Source organism: Pseudomonas sp. p21 (genome assembly GCF_001642705.1).
In the GTDB taxonomy this organism is placed as follows: domain Bacteria; phylum Pseudomonadota; class Gammaproteobacteria; order Pseudomonadales; family Pseudomonadaceae; genus Aquipseudomonas.
On record NZ_LWBV01000003.1, the window covers coordinates 545,067 to 567,840 of the forward strand.

The 22,774-nt window shown below is 63.5% G+C and carries 24 protein-coding genes; all 24 read right to left on the reverse strand.

Annotated elements, in window-relative coordinates; translation table 11 throughout:
• Nucleotides 1–5: 5 nt before the first annotated feature.
• Nucleotides 6–380 carry a chemotaxis response regulator CheY gene (locus A4C63_RS11915; protein ID WP_172827513.1) on the reverse strand — a complete coding sequence of 125 codons (375 nt, stop codon included), beginning with the start codon at nucleotides 378–380 and terminating at the stop codon, nucleotides 6–8.
• A 118-nt stretch (nucleotides 381–498) separates the two neighbouring features.
• Complete coding sequence (gene fliA / locus A4C63_RS11920; protein ID WP_063912826.1) at nucleotides 499–1,239, reverse strand: RNA polymerase sigma factor FliA; 741 nt, start codon at nucleotides 1,237–1,239, stop codon at nucleotides 499–501.
• Nucleotides 1,236–2,078: a flagellar synthesis regulator FleN gene (gene fleN / locus A4C63_RS11925; protein WP_172827521.1), complete on the reverse strand. Its 843-nt coding sequence runs from the start codon at nucleotides 2,076–2,078 to the stop codon at nucleotides 1,236–1,238. The genes fliA and fleN overlap by 4 nt, the downstream gene beginning before the upstream one ends.
• Before the next feature lie 84 nt (nucleotides 2,079–2,162).
• Complete coding sequence (flhF, locus tag A4C63_RS11930; protein ID WP_063912828.1) at nucleotides 2,163–3,473, reverse strand: flagellar biosynthesis protein FlhF; 1,311 nt, start codon at nucleotides 3,471–3,473, stop codon at nucleotides 2,163–2,165.
• Between the two features lie 11 nt (nucleotides 3,474–3,484).
• A complete protein-coding gene (flhA, locus tag A4C63_RS11935; RefSeq protein ID WP_063912829.1) occupies nucleotides 3,485–5,614 on the reverse strand; it encodes a flagellar biosynthesis protein FlhA in 2,130 nt (709 codons plus the stop codon).
• A gap of 300 nt (nucleotides 5,615–5,914) precedes the next feature.
• On the reverse strand, nucleotides 5,915–6,859 hold the full coding sequence (locus A4C63_RS25585; RefSeq protein ID WP_082888308.1) for an RHS repeat-associated core domain-containing protein: 945 nt from the start codon (nucleotides 6,857–6,859) through the stop codon (nucleotides 5,915–5,917).
• Between the two features lie 183 nt (nucleotides 6,860–7,042).
• The gene (gene flhB / locus A4C63_RS11945) at nucleotides 7,043–8,185 is read right to left on the reverse strand and encodes a flagellar biosynthesis protein FlhB (RefSeq protein ID WP_063912831.1); all 1,143 of its coding nucleotides are present in this window, start codon (nucleotides 8,183–8,185) and stop codon (nucleotides 7,043–7,045) included.
• Nucleotides 8,186–8,187: 2 nt separating this feature from the next.
• Nucleotides 8,188–8,964 (reverse strand): flagellar biosynthetic protein FliR, encoded by a 777-nt coding sequence (fliR, locus tag A4C63_RS11950; protein WP_063912832.1) that lies wholly within the window; start codon nucleotides 8,962–8,964, stop codon nucleotides 8,188–8,190.
• Nucleotides 8,965–8,971: 7 nt separating this feature from the next.
• Nucleotides 8,972–9,241 (reverse strand): flagellar biosynthesis protein FliQ, encoded by a 270-nt coding sequence (fliQ, locus tag A4C63_RS11955; protein WP_063912833.1) that lies wholly within the window; start codon nucleotides 9,239–9,241, stop codon nucleotides 8,972–8,974.
• 21 nt (nucleotides 9,242–9,262) lie between these two features.
• Complete coding sequence (gene fliP / locus A4C63_RS11960; protein WP_063912834.1) at nucleotides 9,263–10,018, reverse strand: flagellar type III secretion system pore protein FliP; 756 nt, start codon at nucleotides 10,016–10,018, stop codon at nucleotides 9,263–9,265.
• On the reverse strand, nucleotides 10,018–10,452 hold the full coding sequence (gene fliO, locus A4C63_RS11965; RefSeq protein ID WP_063913080.1) for a flagellar biosynthetic protein FliO: 435 nt from the start codon (nucleotides 10,450–10,452) through the stop codon (nucleotides 10,018–10,020). Before fliO ends, fliP begins: the two co-directional genes overlap by 1 nt.
• Nucleotides 10,453–10,464: 12 nt before the next feature.
• Nucleotides 10,465–10,935, reverse strand: a complete 471-nt coding sequence (gene fliN, locus A4C63_RS11970; protein ID WP_063913081.1) for a flagellar motor switch protein FliN — start codon at nucleotides 10,933–10,935, stop codon at nucleotides 10,465–10,467.
• Nucleotides 10,936–10,982: 47 nt separating this feature from the next.
• A complete protein-coding gene (fliM, locus tag A4C63_RS11975; protein WP_063912835.1) occupies nucleotides 10,983–11,951 on the reverse strand; it encodes a flagellar motor switch protein FliM in 969 nt (322 codons plus the stop codon).
• Between the two features lie 9 nt (nucleotides 11,952–11,960).
• The gene (gene fliL, locus A4C63_RS11980; RefSeq protein WP_063912836.1) at nucleotides 11,961–12,458 is read right to left on the reverse strand and encodes a flagellar basal body-associated protein FliL; all 498 of its coding nucleotides are present in this window, start codon (nucleotides 12,456–12,458) and stop codon (nucleotides 11,961–11,963) included.
• Between the two features lie 420 nt (nucleotides 12,459–12,878).
• A complete protein-coding gene (locus A4C63_RS11985; protein ID WP_063912837.1) occupies nucleotides 12,879–14,150 on the reverse strand; it encodes a flagellar hook-length control protein FliK in 1,272 nt (423 codons plus the stop codon).
• 72 nt (nucleotides 14,151–14,222) lie between these two features.
• Entirely contained in the window at nucleotides 14,223–14,570 is a 348-nt protein-coding gene (locus A4C63_RS11990) for an Hpt domain-containing protein (RefSeq protein WP_063912838.1), read from the reverse strand.
• A gap of 48 nt (nucleotides 14,571–14,618) precedes the next feature.
• Nucleotides 14,619–16,310: a fused response regulator/phosphatase gene (locus A4C63_RS11995; protein WP_063912839.1), complete on the reverse strand. Its 1,692-nt coding sequence runs from the start codon at nucleotides 16,308–16,310 to the stop codon at nucleotides 14,619–14,621.
• 8 nt (nucleotides 16,311–16,318) lie between these two features.
• Entirely contained in the window at nucleotides 16,319–16,624 is a 306-nt protein-coding gene (locus A4C63_RS12000; protein ID WP_013973600.1) for an STAS domain-containing protein, read from the reverse strand.
• Between the two features lie 106 nt (nucleotides 16,625–16,730).
• A complete protein-coding gene (gene fliJ, locus A4C63_RS12005) occupies nucleotides 16,731–17,183 on the reverse strand; it encodes a flagellar export protein FliJ (protein WP_063912840.1) in 453 nt (150 codons plus the stop codon).
• Nucleotides 17,184–17,189: 6 nt separating this feature from the next.
• Nucleotides 17,190–18,545, reverse strand: a complete 1,356-nt coding sequence (fliI, locus tag A4C63_RS12010; RefSeq protein ID WP_063912841.1) for a flagellar protein export ATPase FliI — start codon at nucleotides 18,543–18,545, stop codon at nucleotides 17,190–17,192.
• Nucleotides 18,535–19,335, reverse strand: a complete 801-nt coding sequence (fliH, locus tag A4C63_RS12015; protein ID WP_063912842.1) for a flagellar assembly protein FliH — start codon at nucleotides 19,333–19,335, stop codon at nucleotides 18,535–18,537. The genes fliI and fliH overlap by 11 nt, the downstream gene beginning before the upstream one ends.
• 153 nt (nucleotides 19,336–19,488) lie before the next feature.
• Complete coding sequence (gene fliG / locus A4C63_RS12020) at nucleotides 19,489–20,508, reverse strand: flagellar motor switch protein FliG (protein ID WP_003257289.1); 1,020 nt, start codon at nucleotides 20,506–20,508, stop codon at nucleotides 19,489–19,491.
• Nucleotides 20,501–22,279 (reverse strand): flagellar basal-body MS-ring/collar protein FliF, encoded by a 1,779-nt coding sequence (gene fliF, locus A4C63_RS12025; protein WP_063912843.1) that lies wholly within the window; start codon nucleotides 22,277–22,279, stop codon nucleotides 20,501–20,503. Before fliF ends, fliG begins: the two co-directional genes overlap by 8 nt.
• A gap of 15 nt (nucleotides 22,280–22,294) precedes the next feature.
• Nucleotides 22,295–22,627: a flagellar hook-basal body complex protein FliE gene (gene fliE, locus A4C63_RS12030; RefSeq protein ID WP_013973606.1), complete on the reverse strand. Its 333-nt coding sequence runs from the start codon at nucleotides 22,625–22,627 to the stop codon at nucleotides 22,295–22,297.
• Nucleotides 22,628–22,774: the final 147 nt, after the last annotated feature.

Below are 22,774 nucleotides of genomic sequence, written 5' to 3' on the forward strand. Positions count from 1 at the left end.
GTGACTCAGCCGTTGACGCGTTCGAAGATCTTCTCGATCTTTTCTTTAAGCACCTGGGCGGTGAACGGCTTGACCACGTAGCCATTTACGCCGGCCTGGGCCGCTTCGATGATCTGGTCGCGCTTGGCCTCGGCTGTCACCATCAGTACCGGCATGCCTTTCAGCTTGTCGCTGGCTCGCACCTTACGCAGCAGGTCGATGCCGGACATGCCGGGCATGTTCCAGTCGGTCACCAGGAAATCGTAGTGGCCGTTTTCCAGCATCGGCAGCGCCGTGATGCCGTCATCGGCTTCTTCGGTGTTGGTGAAGCCCAGGTCACGCAACAGGTTCTTGATGATCCGCCGCATCGTCGAAAAGTCGTCAACGATGAGGATTTTCATGTCTTTGTTCAAGTAGACCTCCAAGCAGTCTCAAACGCGCTCGGCTGCGAGCGCGCATTCAATCAAATCGGTGCAACATGGAAAACGCACGTGGAAAACGACTGCAACGACACCGGGCTCAACGTGCCCGCCATTCCCCCAGGCGGCTGCGCAGGCGCGCGGCACACTGGCTGTGCAACTGGCTGACCCGCGACTCGCTGACCCCAAGCACCTCACCGATTTCCTTGAGGTTCAGCTCTTCGTCGTAGTACAGCGCCAGTACCAGGCGTTCACGCTCCGGCAGGTTGGCGATGGCCTCGGCAAGGGCAACCTGGAAGCGCTCGTCCTCCAGGCCACGCGCAGGCTCGACGTGGCCACTGGCGCCATCCTCATGCAGCCCTTCGTGCTCGCCGTCCTGCAACAGGTCGTCGAAGCTGAACAGGCGGCTGCCCAGGGTATCGTTCAAGATCCCGTAGTAATCATCGAGACTCAATTGGAGTTCGGCAGCAACTTCATGATCTTTAGCGTCACGGCCGGTTCTGGCTTCAACGGCACGCATCGCGTCACTGACCATGCGTGTGTTGCGGTGCACCGAACGCGGTGCCCAGTCGCCCTTGCGTACTTCATCGAGCATGGCCCCGCGGATGCGGATGCCGGCGTAGGTTTCAAAGCTGGCGCCCTTGCTGGCGTCGTATTTGTTGGCCACTTCCAGCAGGCCGATCATGCCGGCCTGGATCAGGTCCTCGACCTGCACGTTGGCCGGCAACCGCGCCAGCAGGTGGTAGGCGATGCGCTTGACCAGCGGGGCATAGCGTTCGATCAGTTCGTACTGGGCGTCTTTCGACGCCCGGCTGTACATCTTGAAGCCGCTGGCATTCATAGCACAGGTCCCGCGCTGGTGGGCCGCACCAGGCGCTCGACAAAGAACTCCAGGTGGCCACGCGGGTTGGCCGGCAGCGGCCAGCTGTCGACCTTCTGGGCAATCGCCTTGAAGGCCAGTGCGCACTTGGAGCGCGGGAAGGCTTCGTAGACCGCGCGCTGCTTCTGCACCGCCTTGCGCACGCACTCGTCATACGGCACGGCGCCTACGTACTGCAGGGCAACGTCGAGGAAGCGGTCGGTGACCTTGGTCAGCTTGGCGAACAGGTTGCGCCCTTCCTGCGGGCTCTGCGCCATGTTGGCCAGCACACGGAAACGGTTCATGCCGTAGTCGCGGTTGAGCAACTTGATCAGGGCGTAGGCATCGGTGATCGAGGTGGGTTCGTCGCATACCACCAGCAGCACTTCCTGGGCGGCACGGACGAAGCTGACCACCGAGTCACCGATACCGGCTGCGGTGTCGATTACCAGCACGTCAAGGTTGTCGCCGATTTCGCTGAACGCCTGGATCAACCCGGCATGCTGGGCCGGGGCCAGGTGCACCATGCTCTGCGTGCCCGATGCCGCCGGCACGATGCGCACACCACCGGGGCCCTGCAGCATCACGTCGCGCAGCTCGCAGCGCCCTTCGACGACATCGGCCAGGGTCCGCTTGGGGGTAAGGCCCAGCAGCACGTCGACATTGGCCAGGCCCAGGTCGGCGTCGAGCAGCATGACCCTACGGCCAAGCTCGGCCAGCGCCAGGGACAGGTTCACTGAAACGTTAGTCTTGCCGACGCCACCTTTGCCACCGGTCACGGCGATCACCTGTACGGGATGCATGCTACCCATGTCTGTTATTTACCTTGTCTCGCTGGGACTCAGGCCACACGTAGGGCAATTCTGCGTACCCTTTGGCATAGCTACCTTGCACACGCTTCATCATCAACCCGCTCGCCGTGGGTTGTGATAGAGATCAGCGAACATGTCGGCCATGGCCTCTTCGCTGGGCTCGTCCTGCTGCTGCACATTGACCGCGCGGGTGACCAACTGGTGCCCCCGAGGCAGGTGCAGGTCGTCAGGAATGCGCGGCCCATCGGTCAGGTAGGCCACTGGCAGTTCATGACTGATGGCAAGGCTCAGCACGTCGCCAAGGCTCGCCGTTTCATCGAGTTTGGTCAGGATGCAACCGGCCAGGCCGCAGCGCTTGTAGCTGTGGTAGGCGGCGGTCAGCACCTGCTTCTGGCTGGTGGTGGCCAGCACCAGGTAGTTCTTGGCGGCAATGCCACGCCCGGCCAGGGTCTCCAGTTGCATGCGCAGGGCCGGGTCGCTGGCCTGCAGGCCGGCGGTATCGATCAGCACCACGCGCTTGCGCAGCAGCGGCTCCAGCGCCGCGGCCAACGACTGGCCCGGGTCGACATAGGTCACCGGCACGTTGAGGATTCGGCCCAGGGTCTTTAACTGCTCCTGGGCGCCGATGCGGAAGCTGTCCATGCTCACCAGCGCCAGGTTCTGCGCGCCGTACTTGAGCACGTAGCGGGCGGCCAGCTTGGCCAAGGTGGTGGTCTTGCCCATGCCGGCCGGGCCGACCATGGCGATCACCCCGCCCTCTTCGATCGGCTCGACCTCGGGGATCTCGATCATCCGCGCAAGGTGCGCCAGCAGCATGCGCCAGGCGTGGCGTGGTTCATCGATCTCGGCGGTCAGGTCCAGCAACTCGCGGGCGATCGGCCCGGACAGGCCGATGCGCTGCAGGCGACGCCAGACGGTGGCCTGCTGCGGCTTGCTGCCCTGCAGCTGATTCCAGGCCAGCGAACCGAGCTGCACTTCCAGCAGCTCGCGCAGGCCCGACAGCTCGGAGCGCATGGCATCGAACAGGCGCGGGTCTACCGGTGCCGACGCAGGGGCGGCAGCAATGGCCTCGGGAGCATCGACATGGGGCTCGATCAACGGCTCGGCGGCGGTCAGCGACTGCCCGGCGAACAATTGGCGGTTGTTGTCGCTGCTGTCCGGGCGGTGGTCCAGCTCGGCCTGGGCAGTGGCGATGCGCGTATGGGTCTTGCGCAGCTCTTCTTCCAGCTCGGCGTTGGGCACACGCGGGGCCAGGGCGGACAGCTTGTAGTCCAGCGCAGCCGTCAGTTCGACACCGCCAGCGATGCGGCGGTTGCCAATGATCGCGGCATCGGCGCCCAGCTCATCGCGGACCAGCTTCATGGCCTGACGCATATCGGCGGCGAAAAATCGCTTAACTTGCATTATCCCCTACCTCAGCCGTTAGGGCCCACGGTGGCAACGATGGTGACTTGCTTGTTGTCAGGTATTTCCTGATACGCCAGAACATGCAAATTCGGTACAGCCAGACGACCGAAACGCGACAGCATGGCACGGATCGGGCCGGCGACCAGAAGGATGGCCGGCTGGCCCTGCATTTCCTGGCGCTGGGCCGCCTCGATCAACGAACGCTGCAGCTTCTCGGCCATGCTCGGTTCCAGAAGAACACCATCTTCCTGACCTTGCCCGGCCCTTTGCAGACTATTCAGCAAAATCTGTTCCAACCTTGGCTCCAGGGTAATCACTGGCAGCTCCGACTCAACGCCGACAATGCTTTGCACGATGGCGCGACACAATCCGACGCGCACCGCCGCCACCAGCGCGGCGGTATCTTGACTCTTGCCGGCGTTGTTCGCGATCGCCTCGGCGATACTGCGAATATCGCGCACTGGCACCTGTTCCGACAACAGCGCTTGCAGCACCTTGAGCAGGCCTGACAAGGAAATGACACCAGGCACCAGTTCTTCTGCAAGTTTAGGCGATGCCTTGGCCAGCACTTGCAGCAGCTGCTGGACCTCTTCGTGGCCGATCAGCTCGTGGCAGTGCTTCTGCAGGATCTGGTTGAGGTGGGTGGCCACCACGGTACTGGCGTCGACCACGGTGTAGCCCAGCGACTGCGCCTGGGAGCGTTGGCCAACGTCGATCCACACGGCCTCCAGACCAAACGCCGGGTCACGTGCGGCAATACCGTTGAGGGTACCGAACACCTGCCCCGGGTTGATTGCCAGCTCGCGGTCCGGGTAGATCTCGGCCTCGGCCAGGATCACCCCCATCAGGGTCAGGCGATAGGCACTGGGCTGCAGGTCGAGGTTGTCGCGGATGTGCACGGTGGGCATGAGGAAGCCCAGGTCTTGCGACAGCTTCTTGCGCACGCCCTTGATCCGCGCCAGCAGCTGGCCACCCTGGTTGCGATCGACCAGCGGGATCAGCCGGTAGCCAACCTCCAGGCCGATCATGTCGATGGGCGTGACGTCGTCCCAGCCCAGTTCCTTGGTCTCCAGTGCGCGCTGCGGCGAGGGCAGCAGGTCCTGCTGGCGCTGCGCCTCTTGCTGCGCCTGCAGCCTGGCTTTCTGCTGTTTCTTCCACACCAGGTAGGCACCGCCACCGGCCAGCAGGCCGAGGCTGAGGAAGGCCACGTGCGGCATGCCCGGCACCAGGCCCATGACGATCATCAGCGCGCCGGACACCGCCAGGGCCTTGGGCGAATCGAACATCTGCCGGTTGATCAGCTTGCCCATGTCCTCGGAGCCCGAGGCCCGGGTAACCATGATCGCGGCAGCGGTGGACAGCAGCAGTGATGGCAATTGCGCCACCAAACCGTCACCGATGGTCAGCAAGGCGTACACCTTGCCGGCGTCGCCGAAGCTCATGCCGTGCTGCAGCATGCCGATCAGCATGCCGCCGATCAGGTTGATGAACAGGATCAGCAGGCCGGCGATGGCGTCACCGCGGACGAACTTGCTGGCACCGTCCATCGAACCGTAGAACTCGGCTTCCTGCGCCACTTCGGCACGACGGTGCTTGGCCTGGGCCTGGTCGATCAGGCCGGCATTGAGGTCGGCGTCGATGGCCATCTGCTTGCCGGGCATGGCGTCGAGGGTGAAACGCGCGCTCACTTCCGAGATACGCCCGGCGCCCTTGGTCACCACCACGAAGTTGATGATCATGAGGATGGCGAACACCACGCCACCGACCACATAGTTACCGCCGATCACCACCTCGCCGAAGGCCTGGATCACCTTGCCGGCAGCACCGTGGCCCTCCTGGCCATGCAGCATGACCACCCGGGTGGAGGCCACGTTCAGGGCCAGGCGCAACAGCGTGGCCACCAGCAGGATAGTGGGGAACGCGGCGAAGTCGAGCGGGCGCAGGGCATACACGCAGACCAGCAGTACCACGATCGACAGGGCGATGTTGAAGGTGAAGAACACGTCGAGCAGGAACGGCGGTATCGGCAACATCATCATTGCCAACATCACCAGCAGCAACAGCGGCACACCCAGGTTGCCCCGGCCGAGCCCGGCCAGGTTGTTACGGGCGTTGCTGATTAACTGAGTGCGATCCACCGCGAGTCCTCTTGATGCAAAACTTTGACGCACAGGGGGCGCCTGGCGCTGGCTTTGCAAGAAGCTTTCCAACTTTGCTCGACGGGGGATTTATGTTGCCTGTACCGGCCCTTTCGCGGGCATGCCCACAGGTGCGGCGTCGCCCCAAGGGCAGTGAGATTGCTGTGAGAGCGGGCGCGCCCGCGAAAGGGCCAGAAGCCCTGACACAAGGTTAACTGTCGCGGCGCAGGTCAGGCGAACCGGCAACTCGTCTTTCAGTCGCTCTGGCCGCTGTCCATGCCAGGCAAACCATTGGTAGCGTCATACTTCAATGGACCTCAGTGGCTGAACGACCCTGCCACGCACCTCTTCCACTCGGAGCGATACGCGCGATATCACCCTTGGCAACAATGCGAATTGATAGAAGAACGGCGTTTCGGGATACGGAGGTTTTGCATCGTGTTTCAGCAGCCCTGCATGATAGTGCAAGCCGGGTTGCATACCCTGGGCATTGTCCACATAGACACTAAACACCGTGGTGGAGGCCTGACTCTGAGCACCCCGCTTTGCTGCATAAAACTCAGCAACTGCCAACTCACCAGCGTAAAGACCCGATCCAAACTCGTTATCAGGCCTGAAGTAGTGCTGATCTACGCCGAATCTTTTATGCTGACCAAGTGGAGTCCTCAATACGTCTTTACGGCCTTGTAAAGTTCCAGTCAGCGCTTCCGCATATTGGGTTTTCGAAGCATGAAATCCAACGAGCGTTTTCGATTCCGGCCGATCAAACCCATTGAACGAATGACGGCGCTGCCCCACATGATAGGGCCGGGCTTCTGGCCTGCCCCTATTTTGAAGCCCGCCCTCTACGAAACGTGGACTCATCCACCGCCCACGTGAAGGCACCGTAGGGATCGAGCCCCGATTAAGCCCGGAGTTATCGCTATAGTTAACCGGGTCGCCTTCACAATATGCGAAGGCATTGATGCCTCCCACACCAAACGGGCTAGTCGGATCGGCACTGATGAACCTCATCAGAACCGGGCTATAAGCCCGGCGACCCGCACCCAATAAATATAAACCCGTTCGTGCATCTGCCAGTTGACCATTGAATGCCAACAATGAAAAACCAGCGGGCACGCACCACCCAAAACCATACGGCGTGAATGCCAAGTGTTGCCGGCCACCAGCACGGCCAGCATAGTAGACCGAATTTGATGGACCAACTGCCAAAAACTTCGTCGAGTCATTTCGAGATCTGTTCATGGAGAAACCACCCTATTGAAGAGCGATCATCCTCACAACCTTTCGAATTTTCATCAACTGACAAAAATATCAGTCGCACCTATTGAAGAGTTAGTTAAATGGCAGCAGCCTTGCCGACGCTCGAGGGCGGCGCCATGCCTGTGGCGGGTTACCCGCGAAAGGGCCAGGAGCCCTGACACAAGGTCAACTGTCGCGGCGCAGGTCCGGCGGGATCGGCAGGTCGTCTTTCAGCGGCTCTGGCCGCTTGCCCTTGCCCGCCCGGTACTGGCGGATCTGGAACACATAGGCCAGCACCTGCGCCACAGCCAGGTACAGCCCGGCAGGGATTTCCTGCTCAAGCTCGGTGGAGTAATAGATCGCCCGCGCCAGCGCCGGCGATTCGAGGATCTGGATCTTGTGCTCCACACCGATTTCGCGAATCTTCAAGGCCAAGAAGTCGGTACCCTTGGCCAGCAGCAACGGCGCCGCCCCGCCCTTCTCCGGGTCGTACTGCAGGGCCACCGCATAGTGCGTCGGGTTGGTGATGATCACATCGGCCTGCGGCACCGCCGCCATCATGCGCCGCTGCGACACCTCGCGCTGCAACTGGCGAATACGCTGCTTGACCTCGGGCTTGCCCTCGCTGTCCTTGTACTCGTCGCGCACTTCCTGCTTGGTCATCTTCATTTTCTTGTGCGTCTGCCACAGCTGGAACGGCACGTCCGCAGCGGCAATCAGCAGCAGCCCGGCCGACATCCACAACGCACTCCAGCCCACCACCTGCAGGCTGTGGATGATCGCCTGCTCCAGCGGCTCGTTGGCGATCGACAGCAAGGCCTGGCGATCGTTGACCAGCACCACCACCGCCACAACCAGGATCACGAAGAACTTGGCCAGCGCCTTGAGCAGCTCGGTCAGGGCATGCATCGAGAACATGCGCTTGATCCCCGACAACGGGTTCATGCGGCTGAACTTGGGCTGCAACAGGCTGCCGGAGAACAGGAAACCGCTCAGGGCGATAGGCGCCACGAAGGAGATCACGAACAGCAGGATCAGCACCGGCTGCGTCGCCCATATCGCCATCTTGCCCGAGGCCAGCAGGAATGCGCCCATGGCCCGGTCGTCGACGATGATGTCGCGGGTCAGGCTGAAGTTCATGCGCATCATCTCCAGCAGCGTCTCGGCCAGGTGGCCGCCGAACGCCAGCAGGCCACCGGCGCCGGCCAGGGTCACCGCCACCGTGTTCAGCTCCTTGGAGCGCGCGATCTCGCCTTTCTCGCGGGCATCGCGCTTGCGTTTCTCGGTGGGGTCTTCTGTCTTGTCCTGACCGCTCTCGCTTTCCGCCATGCTCAGCGCGCCCTCGCCAGTTCACGAAGCCATTGCAGCGCGTCGCTGGCCAATGCCTGGTAGTGGGACAGCACATCGGCCAGGCCGACCCAGAAAATGAACATGCCCATGACTAGGGTCAGCGGGAAACCGATGGAGAAGATGTTCAGCTGCGGTGCGGCGCGAGTCATCACACCGAAGGCAATGTTCACCACCAGCAGCGCGGCGATCACCGGAAGAATCAGCAGCAGGCCGGCGGCGAACACCCATCCCAGGCGCCCGGCCAGCTCCCAGAAATGGTTGACCACCAGCGCGTTGCCCACCGGCAAGGTGGTGAAGCTTTCGGTCAGCACCTCGAACACCACCAGGTGGCCGTTCATCAGCAGGAACAACACGCTCACCAGCATGGTCATGAACTGGCTGATCACCGTGACGTTGACACCATTGGCGGGGTCGACCATCGAAGCGAAGGCCATGCCCATCTGCACCGCGACGATCTGCCCGGCTATCACGAAAACCTGGAACAGCAGCTGCAAGGCCAGGCCGAACAGCGCGCCGACGATGATCTGTTCGGCGCACAGCAGCAAACCGCGCAGGCTCAGCGGGTCGAATTCTGGCAGGGGCGGCAGCGCTGGCACGATCACCACGGTAATCGCCACCGCCACGTACAGGCGCACTCGCGCCGGCAACATGCGAGTGCCGAAGATCGGCATGGTCATCAGCACCGCGGTCACCCTGAACAACGGCAGGATGAAAGTGGCGACCCAGGTGCCGATCTGCGTGTCGGTCAGCTCCAGCATCGCCGCGTCAACCGATCAGCTGCGGGATGTTGGTATAGAGGCTGGTGATGTACTCCATGAACTTCTGCACCAGCCACGGCCCGGCGATGATCAGCGTGATCAGCATCACCAGCAGGCGCGGCAGGAAACTCAAGGTCTGTTCGTTGATCTGCGTGGCAGCCTGGAACATCGCCACCACCAGGCCCACCAGCAGGCTCGGCACCACCAGCACGGCGACCATCAGGGTGGTCAGCCACAGGGCATCACGGAACAGGTCGACAGCAACTTCAGGTGTCATCGGCGGCTCTCCTTGACGGCGTCAGACGCCGCCGAAACTACTGGCCAGGGTCCCCATGATCAGCGCCCAGCCATCGACCAGCACGAACAGCATGATCTTGAACGGCAGCGAGATGATCAGCGGCGACAGCATCATCATACCCATGGCCATCAGCACACTGGCCACCACCATGTCGATGATCAGGAACGGAATGAAGATCATGAAACCGATCTGGAACGCAGTCTTCAGCTCGGACGTGACGAACGCAGGCACCAGAATCGTCAGCGGCACCTGGTCCGGGCCGGCGATATCGGTGCGCTTGGACAGGCGCATGAACAGGTCGAGGTCGCTTTGCCGGGTTTGCGCCAGCATGAAGTCCTTGAGCGGCCCCTGGGCCTTGTCGATGGCCTGCTGGGCGGTCATCTGCTCCTTCAGGTACGGCTGCAGCGCGTCCTGGTTCACCCGGTCGAATACCGGGGCCATGATGAACATGGTCAGGAACAGCGCCATGCCGGTGAGCAACTGGTTCGACGGCGTCTGCTGCAAGCCCAGCGCCTGGCGCAGGATCGAGAACACGATGATGATACGGGTGAAGCTGGTCATCAGGATGACGAACGCCGGGATGAAACTGAGCGCCGTCATGATCAGCAGGATCTGCAGGCTGACCGAATATTCCTGCTGCCCGTCCGGGGTATTGGACAGGGTAATGGCCGGGATCGACAGCGGGTCGGCGGCCAAGGCCTGCGGCGCAACCAGCAGCAGCGCCAAAATCAACAACATACGCAGCGCGCCGCTCATCACTTTTTGTCCTTAGGGTCCTTGCCCATCAGCTCCATCAGCCGCTGGGCAAACTCCGGCGTCGCCTGGCGGGCGCTTTCCGGCACTTCCACGGGTTCGGCCAGCACATGCAAGGCCTCGATGCTGCCGGGGGTATGACCGATCAGGATCTGTTCCTTGCCCACCTGCACCAGCAGCAGGCGGTCACGCGGGCCGATGGCCCGGCTGCCGACGATCTCGATCACCTGCCCGCCCTTCACCGCCGTGCTCTGCAGACGCCGCAGCAACCAGGCCAGGAAGAAGATCAGGCCAACCACCAGCAGCAGGCCGAAGACCATCTGCGCCAGTTGCCCGCCGAGGCTGCCAGGCGCAGCTACCGGGGTAGCCGCCGGCGTGGCCGCAGCCAGGCAGGCCTGGCTGGCGAGCAGCGCGGCGAACGCCGCGATGGCGCGCATCGTACCCTTCACTCAGCGCAGCTTCTTGATACGTTCGCTGGGGCTGATCACGTCGGTCAGGCGGATGCCGAACTTTTCGTTGACCACCACCACTTCGCCATGGGCGATCAGCGTGCCGTTGACCAGCACGTCGAGCGGCTCGCCGGCCAGGCGATCGAGCTCGATCACCGAGCCCTGGTTGAGCTGCAGCAAGTTGCGAATGTTGATTTCGGTGCTGCCCACTTCCATGGAAATACTCACCGGGATGTCCAGGATCACGTCCAGGTTAGGGCCTTCGAGGCTGACGTTTTCGTTCGGCTTCGGCGAGCTGGCAAACTCCTCCATCGGCAGGCGGCCCGCGCCGCTGGTGCTGCTACCGGTGTCACCACCCAGCAGTGCATCGATGTCAGCCTGGCCGGCTGCACCGGTTTCTTCCAGTGCCGCAGCCCACTCATCGGCCAGCGCCTGGTCCTCTGGGGAGGTGATCTCGTTTTCGTTAGCCATGGTTTCCTCGACAGGCATTCAATTCGTTATGAGCGACCGGCACGCCGTCAGCGGCGTTCGATCGGGTCGATGATCTGCAGCGCCAGGTTGCCCTTGTGCGAACCCAGGCGCGCCTTGAACGACGGCACGCCGTTGGCGCGCAGCACCAGGTGCTCGGGCAGCTCCACCGGGATCACGTCGCCAGGCTGCATGTGCAGAATGTCGCGCAGCTTCAGCTGGCGTCGAGCGACCGTGGCGGTCAGCGGCACGGCCACGTCCAGCACGTCCTCGCGCAAGGCCTTGATCCAGCGCTCGTCCTGGTCGTCCAGGTCGGACTGGAAACCGGCATCGAGCATTTCCCGCACCGGCTCGATCATCGAGTACGGCATGGTCACGTGCAGGTCGCCGCCACCGCCGTCCAGCTCGATGTGGAAGGTGGACACCACCACCGCCTCGCTGGGGCCGACAATGTTGGCCATGGCCGGGTTGACCTCGGAGTTCATGTACTCGAAGGTGACCGGCATGATGGCCTGCCAGGCTTCCTTGAGGTCGACGAAGCACTGGTCCAGCACCATGCGCACCACCCGCAATTCGGTGGGGGTGAACTCGCGGCCTTCGATCTTGGCGTGGCGGCCGTCGCCACCGAAGAAATTGTCCACCAGCTTGAACACCAGCTTGGCGTCGAGGATGAACAGCGAGGTGCCACGCAGCGGCTTGATCTTGACCAGGTTGAGGCTGGTCGGCACATACAGCGAGTGTACGTATTCGCCAAACTTCATCACCTGCACGCCACCCACCGCCACGTCGGCGGAGCGGCGCAGCAGGTTGAACATGCTGATACGGGTGTAACGGGCGAAGCGCTCGTTGATCATTTCCAGGGTCGGCATGCGACCCCGCACGATTCGGTCCTGACTGGTCAGGTCGTAGCTTTTGATGCTGCCAGGCTCGGATGCACTCTCGGTCTGCACCAGCCCGTCGTCGACGCCATGCAATAGGGCATCGATTTCATCCTGGGACAGCAGGTCCTGTACGGCCATTGCGGACTCCTACTGCAATACGAAATTGGTGAACAGCAACTGGTCGACGACCGGCCTGCCGACTTCCTTCTGCGCCACTTCCTGGACCACCGCGGTGGCCTTCTGGCGCAGCATTTCCTGCCCCACCGGGCTGCCGGCCAGGGTGTCGAAGCCTTGCCCTGAGAACATCATCACCAGGTTGTTGCGGATCACCGGCATGTGCACCTTGAGGGCATCCAGGTCGGCCTGGTTGCGCGCTTGCAGGGTGATGCTCACCTGCATGTAGCGCTGGCGACCGTTCTGGTTGAAGTTGACCACGAAGGCCGGGGCCAGCGCTTCGTAGATGGCCGCAGGCTTGACGTTGCTGGCTGCAGGTTCGGCGGCCGGGGCCGGCTCGCTCTTGTGCATGATGAACCAGGTAGCGCCCACCGAAAGGCCGATCGCCAGCAACAGGCCCACTACGGCCAGCAGGATCAGCTTGAGTTTGCCTTTAGTGGCGGGGTCTTTGACTGTTTCGCTCTTCGCCATGCCAATAATCCGTCGTCCATCGGGGGTTCAAGGGAGGATGGCTTGGCTTGAGCAAGTGTTATGCCAGTTTTTGGCTGGAGGGATGGGATGGGGCTTAGAGGGGTTCGACGGTAGATGTGTTGCGCTTGTGAGATCGAGCGCCGCCCGCGCGGCGCTTCGCAGCACAAGGCTGCTCCCACATCTGTTTCGGGCCAGTCACTCCTGTGAGTTCACCTCTGTCCGCCTTGTTTGTTCCATTCAATATCGAGGGAGGGCGCGGCTGCTTTTCATCAATCCTCAGCCATGCACCAAGGCTGCAACCCACCTGGCACAGGAGATATTGGCCCGAAACAGACGTAGGAGCAGCCTTGTGCTGCGAAGCGCCGCGCGGGCGGCGCTCGATCTCACAGGCGCAAAAAACCTTAAGGCATGCACCCCGCATCACGCGTAATAATCGACCGCACTGTCACCCACTACCACCTGCTGCTCCACAGGCCGGGCGCTATCGACCGTCTCGGTGCCCCCCTGCTCGGCCCGGCGCGCCGCCACCCCGGACAGGTTGCTGCCTTGCGCCTGCCCCTGCTGCTGTTGCTGCCCGCGCGACTGGTCGGCCACGTTGACATCCGGCTGCGCCAGCCCTTGCTGGGCGAACAGCTCACGCAGGCGGTGCACCTGACTGTCGAGGGCGTCACGTACGCCGGCGTGGCCGCTGATGAAGGTGACCTGGGTCGACTGGTCCGTCGCAACATTGACGCGAATGTCCAGGCGGCCCAGTTCCGCCGGCTCCAGCTGGATATCCGCCGACTTGAGGTTCTGGCTGGACAGGTACATGACCCGGTTGACCAGGCCCTCGGCCCAGGCGTTCTGGTTCATCGGCAACGGTTGGTGCAACGGGCCGGGATTGGCCGGCACGGCATTGGCGGTCTTGGCCGTGGCGGCCTGGGTCAGGTTGGCCAGGCGGTTGGCAAAATCGTCGACGCGCGTATCGCTGCCGGCGCTCTTGCTGTCCTTCAGGCCATCTTCGAGCAAGGCACCAAAGGCCTTGTCACCAGGCTCACCCTTTTCACCCTCGGCATTCTCGACCAGATTCGCCAAGGTATTGACGGCCACCTGCCCCTCCTCGCCCTGAGCCTGCGCAGGGTCCAGGGCATGCGCCGAGGTCGCCCCCTTGGCCTGGGCGCTGTGCTCCAGCGCCAGACGCAAGGTCGGCAGGTTGGCCAAAGGGTCGGCGTCAGGGTCGAAGGCTTCCTCGGCGGCCGGCTCCTCGGGCAGCGCGGCCGTGACCGACGTCTGCACCTGCGCCGCGGCGGCTTGAAGCACCGGTGCCACCGCCTCGGCCTGGGCCTGGATCAGTTGTGCGCCTGGCTGGGCATCGGTGACCTGGCCGGCCACCAGGCTGGCATCGCGCAAGCCGGTGTCGGCCTGGACCTGGTCATCGGCTGGCAATTGTTTGCCGTCATCGGCAACCGCGGGCTTGTCGGCAGGATCTTTCTTGCCGGCCTGTGCCGCCTCGGGTTTGTCCTTGGGCTTGGCCTGGGCAACCTTGTCTTCCTGCCCGGCAGCCTTGTCGCGCCCCTGCCTGGCCATCACCTGGCCGAAGCCGTCGCCCTTGTCGCCCGGCACCTGCTGCGGCTTGTCGGCCTGTGCGGTGGCCGAACGCGAGGTCTTGGCAATGGCGTTGGCTTGCAACAATGGGTTGGGTGCGACAGGCATCGAGCGGTCTCCGCGCCAGAAACAAAAAAATCATCCAGCCAGAGACAGGCAAGACTCGCGCCAAGTTACGCCTCAGCCCGCCGAAATGCGCTGCTGCTCCCCCCGGTAGAAGCGCTGCACCTCGAGGAACTCCTGGTCGATACGGTTGATCAGGTCCTCGATGCCATACAGCGGGGGCCGCCGTGCGCGCTCTTCCAGCTGCTGGCACAGGCTGGCCAACGCAACCGCGCCCATGTTGCTGCTGCTGCCCTTGAAGCTGTGGGCGGCCGAACCGAGCTCTTCGGCACTTTTGGCCGCGTGCAGCTGGCCCAGGCGCCGCTCGGAGTCGTCGAGAAAGGTCTGCACCAACTGCAAGTAGCCATCTTCCATGACCTCACGCAGGTCACTGAGTACCTTGGGGTCAATATGCATGTCAGTCACTTGTTCACTCCTTGATCAAGCCAGATTATGCCCGAGCCAGCCAGTGGCTCACCAGACGAACTCCACATGCGCGCAGCGCCCGCCCTCACTCCAGCGCGCGCTGCTGGCCAGCCGCCGCACCAGGTTCAAACCTCGCCCGCTCAGCCCCTGCTCCAGCGAGGGCCGCGACAGCACCCGCTGCACATCGAACCCGGCACCACTGTCACGGACCTCTATGTTCAGACGCCCGCCCTCGGCATACGGTTCAACCTTGAATTCGATGCGCACATAACCGTCGGTCAGCCCCCCCAGGCGCCGGGCGCGCTCCTGATAATAGTCGGCAAAGCCCTGCACATCGCACTTGAGCTGCGAGTCCAGGCCCAGCACACCATGCTCCAGGGCATTGGAATACAACTCGCTGAGCACACTGTGCAGGTTGCCGGTACGTGCGCGCAGGCCGTGAATCTCTTGCAACAACTGCACCAGGTACGGTACCGGGTTGAAGCGTTTGAGGCTCTCGCCACGCACCTCAAACCCCAGCGACCAGTCCAGCGGGCTGGAGCGGCCGCTATCAGAGTAGATCATCGGCGCCGGTACCCGCTCCTCGGCGCTGAACATCCGGATGTCGCACAGGCTGATGTCATCGCGCGGTCGCCCGCCAAAGCGCTCCAGGGCCTGCATCACTTCGTCGAACAGCCGTGCCGGGTCACGGTTGTCGGCCAGCACCCTGCGCAGGCGCTGCACGCCGAACAGGCGTTCCTGGTCGTCGGCGGTGTCGAGCACGCCGTCCGACAGCAACAGCAGGCGCTCGCCGGGCGCCAACGGCAACACCTCGGTGCTGTCATCGAAACGCTCGGCGTCCAGAATGCCCAGCGGTAGGTGTCGTGAACTCAGCGCCGACAGCACCTGGCCATCTACCGCCAGGCGATAGCCGTCAGGCATGCCACCGTTCCACACTTCTACCGTACCGCGCTGCATGCTGAGGTTGAGCAGCAGCGCACAACAGAACATGTCCACCGGCAGGATGCGTTTGAGCTTGGCGTTCATCTCGCGCAGGACCTGCGCCACGCCGTAGCCCTTGGCGGTCATGCCGTAGAACACGTCGGCCAGTGGCATGGCCCCTACCGCCGCCGGCAAGCCGTGGCCGGTGAAATCCCCGAGCATCACGCGCATGTCGCCGGACGGGGTGAACGCGGCCAGCATCAGGTCGCCATTGAACAGCGCGTAGGGCGATTGCAGGTAGCGGATGTTGGGCGCGGCCAGGCACCCGGAGTGGGCCACCTTGTCGAACACTGCCTTGGCCACCCGCTGCTCGTTGAGCAGGTGGTGGTGGTGCCGGGCAATCTGGTCACGCTGCTCCAGCACAGTGGCCTGCAGCCGGCGCAGGCGGTCCATGGCGCGGATCTTGGCGCCGAGAATTACTGCACTGTACGGCTTGGCCATGAAGTCATCGCCACCGGCCTCCAAACAGCGCACCAGGCCCTCTTCCTCGTTCAGCGAGGTCAGAAAAATGATCGGCACCAGCGCCTCGCCGGCTAGAGCCTTGATCTGCCGCGCCGCCTCGAAGCCATCCATCACCGGCATCAGCGCATCCAGCAGCACCAGCTGCGGGCGCCGCTCGATGAACAGCGCCACCGCCTGCTCGCCGTTTTCCGCGGTGAATACCTGATGGCCCTGTCGGCGGACGATCTGCGCCAACAACAAGCGGTCGGCGGCACCGTCTTCGGCGACCAGCACGGTCAACGCCTGTTCGGCCGGCATGTCGGCGCTCAACTGATATCGAAGAGTTTTTCGAAATTGGAGATGGCGAGGATCTTGCGCACGTCGGAGCTGGCATGCACCACGCGCACATCCGACTCATCACCGCCCGCGTGGTCGCGCAGCAACAGCAGCATGCCGAGCGCGGAACTGTCGAGGTAGGTGGTGTCCTTCAGGTCGACGACCACCGAATCGGGCCGGCTGGGCTGGCGTTCGTAGGCGTCACGAAATTCCTGGTGTTTGCCGAAATCGAAACGCCCCTTGATCTTGATCGTCAGCTTTTTCCCGTCCTGCGAAAAGTCAGTCTCGACTGCCATGCTAGCGATTCCTTCGATGATGGCGGATGCAACTCCTTAAAGGTTTAGCAGGCGATAGCGAGGGTGGCAAGTGCTCGCCACAGGCGCTGCAAGGCCCGTGACAAACCTATAGGTGAGCTTGCCGCGGCAGGCGCTGCGACAGCTCGTCGAGCAGCCGCTGTTCGCGCTTGTCTTCGGCACGTCGGGCTTCGTCCAGGTAGCGCTGCACCAGCTTGCGCAAGCCTTCCACCCGAGCATAGGCCAGCTGCCAGGTGCCGCGCGCGTTATCGAGGTTGTTCTGGTGCCAGACCAGGCTCTGGCGCTGCTGGGTCATGGCCGTTTCCAGCTGCCCGAGGAAGCGCTGGTAATTGACCAGCCAGCTGCCATTGACCCCCTGCCCGCCACGGTTGATCCACTGCAGCTGGTAATCCTCACGAAACCGCTCGAGCTCGGCCAGCTTGGCCTGGGCTGTGGCCACCTGTTGCTGGAAATGCCCAAGGCGCTGGGCTGCCTTGCGCTCGGCCTCCTCGGCCATGTCCACCACCGGCGCCAGGCGCGCGGCGCGTCCAGGCAGCGCCATGGCCTATCAGCCTGCCGGGGGCGTGAAGATCGCCCCCAACTGTTCGCGGCTTTGCGCCATGCCCACGTTTTCGCGCAGGCCCTGGCGCAAAAAATCCACCAGCTTCGATTGCAGGGCAATGGCCAGGTCGGTTTCCGGGTCGCCACCGGCCACATAGGCGCCCACGCTGATCAGGTCGCGGCTTTGCGACAGGCGCGACCACAACTGCTTGAACTTTTGCGCCTGACGCAGATGGTCGGCATCGACCACCTGGGGCATGACCCGGCTGATCGAGGCTTCGATGTCGATGGCCGGGTAATGGCCTTCCTCGGCCAGCCGACGCGACAGCACGAAGTGGCCATCGAGTACGCCGCGCGCCGAGTCGGCAATCGGGTCCTGCTGGTCATCGCCCTCGGACAAGACGGTGTAGAACGCGGTGATCGAACCACCACCCGGCTCGCCATTGCCCGCCCGCTCCACCAGCTTGGGCAACTTGGCGAACACCGACGGCGGGTAACCCCGGGTGGCCGGCGGTTCGCCGATGGCCAGGGCGATTTCCCGCTGGGCCTGGGCGAAACGGGTCAGCGAGTCCATCAGCAACAACACGTTCTTGCCCTTGTCGCGGAAGTACTCGGCAATACGCGTGCAGTACATGGCGGCGCGCAGGCGCATCAGTGGCGCATCGTCGGCAGGCGAAGCAACCACCACCGAGCGTTTGAGGCCTTCTTCACCCAGGATATGCTCGATGAATTCCTTGACCTCACGACCCCGTTCACCGATCAGGCCGACGACGATGATCTCGGCTTCGGTGAAGCGGGTCATCATGCCCAGCAACACCGACTTACCCACGCCAGTACCAGCGAACAGGCCCAGGCGCTGGCCGCGACCGACGGTGAGCAGGCCATTGATGCTGCGAATACCCACGTCCAGCGGCTTGCTGATGGGGTCGCGGTTCAGCGGGTTGATCACCGGGCCATCCATCGGCACCCAATCCTCAGCCTTCATCCCGCCCTTGCCATCCAGCGCGCGGCCAGCGCCGTCGAGCACCCGGCCGAGCATGCTCATGCCCATGGGCAGGCGGCCACCGTCATCCAGCGGCACCACACGGGCGCCGGGGGCGATGCCGACGATGCTGCCGACAGGCATGAGGAATACCTTGGGCCCGGCAAAACCCATGACTTCGGCTTCGACCTGCACCGGGTGGTAGCTGTCGTCGTTGATCACCAGGCAACGGCTGCCGACTGCGGCGCGCAAGCCTTCGGCTTCCAGGGTGAGGCCGACCATGCGCAGCAGGCGGCCTTCGACGATGGGCTGGGCCGGCAGTTCGATGGCCTCGGCATAACTGCCCAGGCGCTTGCCGAAACTGGTACGTTCAAGGTGCATCTGGGTTGTCCACGCTGCGCTCTGGCGGGCTGCCCAGGTCTACCGACATGTCCGGTGCAGCCGGGTGCAGCGAATGGTCGTGCAACTGGTCGAACAGTTGCGCCACGGCTTTCTCGATGCGGGTTTCCATGGTCGCGTCGATGCGACTGTGGGCAGTCTCGATGCGGCAGCCGCCTGGTAGCAGCGCGCTGTCTTCAAGCAGCCGCCAGCTTTCCTCATGGCGTTCGCGCAGGGCCTTGGCCAGCTCGAAATCCTGCGGATTGAGGTGGATGCGGATATTGTCCGCCCCCATGGGCAGCAGCTTGAGCGCTTCGCGCAGTACCTGGGTGATCTGGCTGGAATCGCCCCGCAGTTCGCGACCGATCACCTGGCGGGTCATGTGCGCCACCAGGTGGACCAGGGCTTTCTCGATCTGCGTGTCTTGTTCGGCGATCGGCTCCATCAGGTTGGCCATCAGCCGCTCGAGGCTTTCCAGCTTGGTTTTCAAAGCCTCTTCGGCTTCCTGGCGAACCTTGAGCTGGGTGCTGTGGAAGCCCTCGCGCTCACCGGTGGCGAAGCCTTCGTTGTAGGCTTCCTGACGGATGGCCTCGAGTTCTTCCAGAGTCAGCGGCTGGACTTCTTCCAGCGGCACTTCCTCGACTTCTTCCTCGATTACCTCGGGCTCCGGCTCCGGCTCTGGTTCGGGTTCAGGCTCCGGTTCCGGGTCGAAGCTGGGCAGCGCCCACACGTCCACGCCCTCGAGGTCGCGGGCGCGGATCAGGTCGCTGGGGTGATGTTCTTTGGTGGGCATGTTTTCAGGTACTCAACGCATCTTCGACCCACACGGGTCTCTGTGGGAGCGGGCGCGCCCGCGAACACGGGCATCGCCCGTGCCATCCACCGCAGCGCCTGCTTCGCGGGCACGCCCGCTCCCACAGGATCAACGGTGGGTTCACCACCAGTATCAGATCATTTCCTCGGCACCCTTGCCGCCGAGCACGATCTCGCCGGCCTCGGCCATGCGGCGGGCGATGGTGAGGATTTCCTTCTGCGCCGTTTCCACATCGCTGACCCGTACCGGCCCCTTGGCCTCCAGGTCGTCGCGCAACAGCTCCGAGGCACGTTTGGACATGTTCTTGAAGATCTTGTCCTTGACCCGCTCGTCGGCGCCCTTGAGCGACACCACCAGCACGTCGGACGACACTTCGCGCAGCAGCGCCTGGATGCCACGGTCGTCGACGTCGGCCAGGTTGTTGAAGACGAACATCAGGTCTTCGATCTGCTCCGACAGGTCGCTGTCGATCTCGCGGATCGCGTCCATCAGTGCACCTTCCACCGAGCTGTCGAGGAAGTTCATGATGTCGGCGGCACGCTTGATGCCGCCCAGGGTGGTACGCGCCGCGTTGGAGTTGCCCGAGAACTGCTTCTCGAGGATCTGGTTCAGCTCCTTCAACGCCGCCGGTTGCACGGTGTTCAGCGACGACACGCGCAAGACGATGTCCAGGCGCACCTTGTGGTCGAAGTTGCTCAGAACTTCGCCGGCCTGGTCGGGGTCGAGGTAGGCGACCACGATGGCCTGGATCTGCGGGTGCTCGTAGCGGATCACGTCGGCCACGGCGCGCGGCTCCATCCACTTGAGGCTGTCCAGGCCGCTGGTGTTGCCACCGAGCAGGATGCGGTCGACCAGGCCGTTGGCCTTGTCCTCGCCCAGGGCTTGGTTGAGCATCTTGCGGATGTAGGCATCGGAGCCCACGCCCAGGCTGGTCTGGTCGCCGACGATTTCGACGAACTCGCTCATCACCTGCTCGACCTGTTCACGGTGCACATTGCCCATCTGCGCCATGGCCACACCCACCCGCTGCACTTCCTTGGGCCCCATGTGCCGCAGCACCTGGGCCGCATCGGTCTCGCCCAGCGAAAGCAGGAGGATCGCCGCCTTGTCGACGCGGCTCAGCTTGGCGGTAACGGCTCGGTTATCACTCATCGGCGTTGATCCACTCTTTCACGACCTGGGCAACGCGGCCCGGGTCTTCGGCCACCAGGCCTTTGATTGCGTTGAGCTGTGCCTCGTAACCCTCGTTCGGGCTAGGCAGCAGAATGCTTGTCGGGCCACCCAGACTGACGCGGTCGTTGGCCAGTTCGCCATCCAGACCCATCATGCCGCCCAGCTCCATGTCGCTGTCCGGGGCCGCCTGCTTGCCGCCCCCTGTAATGTTGTTCAGCACCGGCCGCAGCACACCGAACACCAGCACCAGGATGAACACCACGCCCAGCACCTGCTTGACGATGTCCCAGAACCACGGCTGCTGGTAGAAGGCGATGTCGGCGATCTCTTCGCCACGGTCGGCGGCGAACGGCACGTTGATCACCGTCACGCTGTCGCCACGGCTGGCATCGAAGCCGACTGCATCCTGCACCAGGCGAGTGAAGCGTGCCAGGTCTTCGGCGCCCCACGGCGCACGGGTGGTGTCGCCGCTGGCCGGGTCGATCTTGACCTGGTCGTCCACCACCACCGCCACCGACAGGCGAGTCATGCGCCCCTGCTGCTGGCGGGTATGGCTGATGGAGCGGTCCAGCTCAAAGTTCTTGGTGCTTTGCTGGCGCTTGTCCGACGGGTACGGCGCGAGCATTGGCTGACCGGTGGCCGGGTCCATGATCTGCTGGCCGTTGGCATCCACCAGCGGCTGGCCAGGCTGGATGGCCGCGGCCGGGGTAGCGGCACCACCGGTGGTCTGCGGTGCCGAGGCAGGGCCTGGCGGCTGGTTGCTCAGCGCGCCGGGCACACCTTGCGGGCCCTGGCTGCTGGCGCGCTGTTCGTCGACCGACTGCTCGCTGCGCAGCGCCGGCTGGTCGGGGTTGAACTGCTCGGAGGTGGACTCGACCGCGCTGAAGTCGAGGTCGGCGGACACTTCGGCCTTGTAGCGGTCATTGCCCAGCACCGGCTGCAGGATGTTGTGCACCCGCTGGGTGAGCATGCTTTCCACCCGGCGGCTGTAGTCGAACTGCTTGCCTGCCTGGGTCAGGGCAGTGTCCTGGATCTGCTCGGACAGCAGGTTACCCTTCTGGTCGACCACGGTGACCTGGGACTTGTCCAGTTCCGGCACGCTGGTGGCGACCAGGTTGACGATAGCCATCACCTGCCCGGCTTCCAGGGCACGGCCCGGGTACAGCTCGACCAGTACCGAGGCGCTGGGCTTGCGTTCGTCACGCACGAACACCGAACTTTTCGGAATGGCCAGGTGCACGCGCGCGCCCTTGACGTTGTTCAGGCTGGACACGGTACGCGCCAGTTCGCCTTCCAGGCTGCGACGGTAACGGGTGGCTTCCATGAACTGGCTGGTGCCCAGGCCCTGCTCCTTGTCGAGCAGCTCGAAGCCGACATTGCCATCGCTCGGCGCCACACCGGCAGCCGCCAGCTTCAGGCGCGCACGGGAGAGGTCGTCGGCCTTGACCAGCAGAGCGCCGGAATTGGGCTCAACGTTGTAGGGGATGTCGGCAGCGGCCAGGGTGTCCATGACCTGCTTGGTGTCCATGCCCGCCAGGCTGCCGTACAGCGGACGGTAATCGGGTTGTTGCGACCACAGCACCACGGCAAAGCCGATCGCCACGCTGGCGGCCAGGCCGACCATGAGGCCGATCTGACGCAGCATGGGCATCTGCGCGATGTTTTCCAGAAACGCCATGCCGAACAGCGGTGGTTTGGCCGCTGGCGGGCCGCTTTTGGCGGGGGCGTTGTCGACGACTGCTTCAGCCATGGTTTACATCCGTCCTCAAACTGGCATCTGCATGATGTCCTGGTACGCCTGGACCAGCTTGTTGCGTACCTGGGTCAGGGCCTGCATCGACACGCTGGCCTTTTGCGAAGCGATCATCACGTCGGTCAGGTCGACGCCACTCTTGCCGATCTCGAAGGCGTTGGCCAGCTGAGTCGAAGCCTGCTGCGTCTCATGCACCTTGCCGATGGCCTGGCCGAGCATGTCGGCAAAGGTACTCTGCCCCGGTGCCAGCTCGGGGGCTGCGGCCACCTTGGGCAGCGACATGGCATCGGCCTGCATGGCCCGCATGTCCAACATCAGACGATTGAATTCAACACCTTGGCTCATGACCCTTCTCTCTCCTGCGGCCGCATTTTTTTGACAGTCATGCGGCGAATAGCCAACCTAAAGCAACAAAGGTGCCAGCCTACAGGGCTCAGGCAACATAGCCCTGTGGGAGCGGGTTCACCCGCGAAGAATGCGACACGGTGTATG

Coding starts and splice junctions, on each gene's coding strand:
- A4C63_RS11915 (WP_172827513.1), bottom strand. CDS start 380: ATGAAAATCCTCATCGTTGACGACTTTTCGACGATGCGGCGGATCATC.
- fliA (WP_063912826.1), bottom strand. CDS start 1,239: ATGAATGCCAGCGGCTTCAAGATGTACAGCCGGGCGTCGAAAGACGCC.
- flhF (WP_063912828.1), bottom strand. CDS start 3,473: ATGCAAGTTAAGCGATTTTTCGCCGCCGATATGCGTCAGGCCATGAAG.
- A4C63_RS25585 (WP_082888308.1), bottom strand. CDS start 6,859: ATGAACAGATCTCGAAATGACTCGACGAAGTTTTTGGCAGTTGGTCCA.
- flhB (WP_063912831.1), bottom strand. CDS start 8,185: ATGGCGGAAAGCGAGAGCGGTCAGGACAAGACAGAAGACCCCACCGAG.
- fliR (WP_063912832.1), bottom strand. CDS start 8,964: ATGCTGGAGCTGACCGACACGCAGATCGGCACCTGGGTCGCCACTTTC.
- fliQ (WP_063912833.1), bottom strand. CDS start 9,241: ATGACACCTGAAGTTGCTGTCGACCTGTTCCGTGATGCCCTGTGGCTG.
- fliP (WP_063912834.1), bottom strand. CDS start 10,018: ATGAGCGGCGCGCTGCGTATGTTGTTGATTTTGGCGCTGCTGCTGGTT.
- fliO (WP_063913080.1), bottom strand. CDS start 10,452: ATGCGCGCCATCGCGGCGTTCGCCGCGCTGCTCGCCAGCCAGGCCTGC.
- fliN (WP_063913081.1), bottom strand. CDS start 10,935: ATGGCTAACGAAAACGAGATCACCTCCCCAGAGGACCAGGCGCTGGCC.
- fliM (WP_063912835.1), bottom strand. CDS start 11,951: ATGGCCGTACAGGACCTGCTGTCCCAGGATGAAATCGATGCCCTATTG.
- fliL (WP_063912836.1), bottom strand. CDS start 12,458: ATGGCGAAGAGCGAAACAGTCAAAGACCCCGCCACTAAAGGCAAACTC.
- A4C63_RS11985 (WP_063912837.1), bottom strand. CDS start 14,150: ATGCCTGTCGCACCCAACCCATTGTTGCAAGCCAACGCCATTGCCAAG.
- A4C63_RS11995 (WP_063912839.1), bottom strand. CDS start 16,310: ATGCCGGCCGAACAGGCGTTGACCGTGCTGGTCGCCGAAGACGGTGCC.
- A4C63_RS12000 (WP_013973600.1), bottom strand. CDS start 16,624: ATGGCAGTCGAGACTGACTTTTCGCAGGACGGGAAAAAGCTGACGATC.
- fliJ (WP_063912840.1), bottom strand. CDS start 17,183: ATGGCGCTGCCTGGACGCGCCGCGCGCCTGGCGCCGGTGGTGGACATG.
- fliI (WP_063912841.1), bottom strand. CDS start 18,545: ATGCACCTTGAACGTACCAGTTTCGGCAAGCGCCTGGGCAGTTATGCC.
- fliH (WP_063912842.1), bottom strand. CDS start 19,335: ATGCCCACCAAAGAACATCACCCCAGCGACCTGATCCGCGCCCGCGAC.
- fliG (WP_003257289.1), bottom strand. CDS start 20,508: ATGAGTGATAACCGAGCCGTTACCGCCAAGCTGAGCCGCGTCGACAAG.
- fliF (WP_063912843.1), bottom strand. CDS start 22,279: ATGGCTGAAGCAGTCGTCGACAACGCCCCCGCCAAAAGCGGCCCGCCA.
- fliE (WP_013973606.1), bottom strand. CDS start 22,627: ATGAGCCAAGGTGTTGAATTCAATCGTCTGATGTTGGACATGCGGGCC.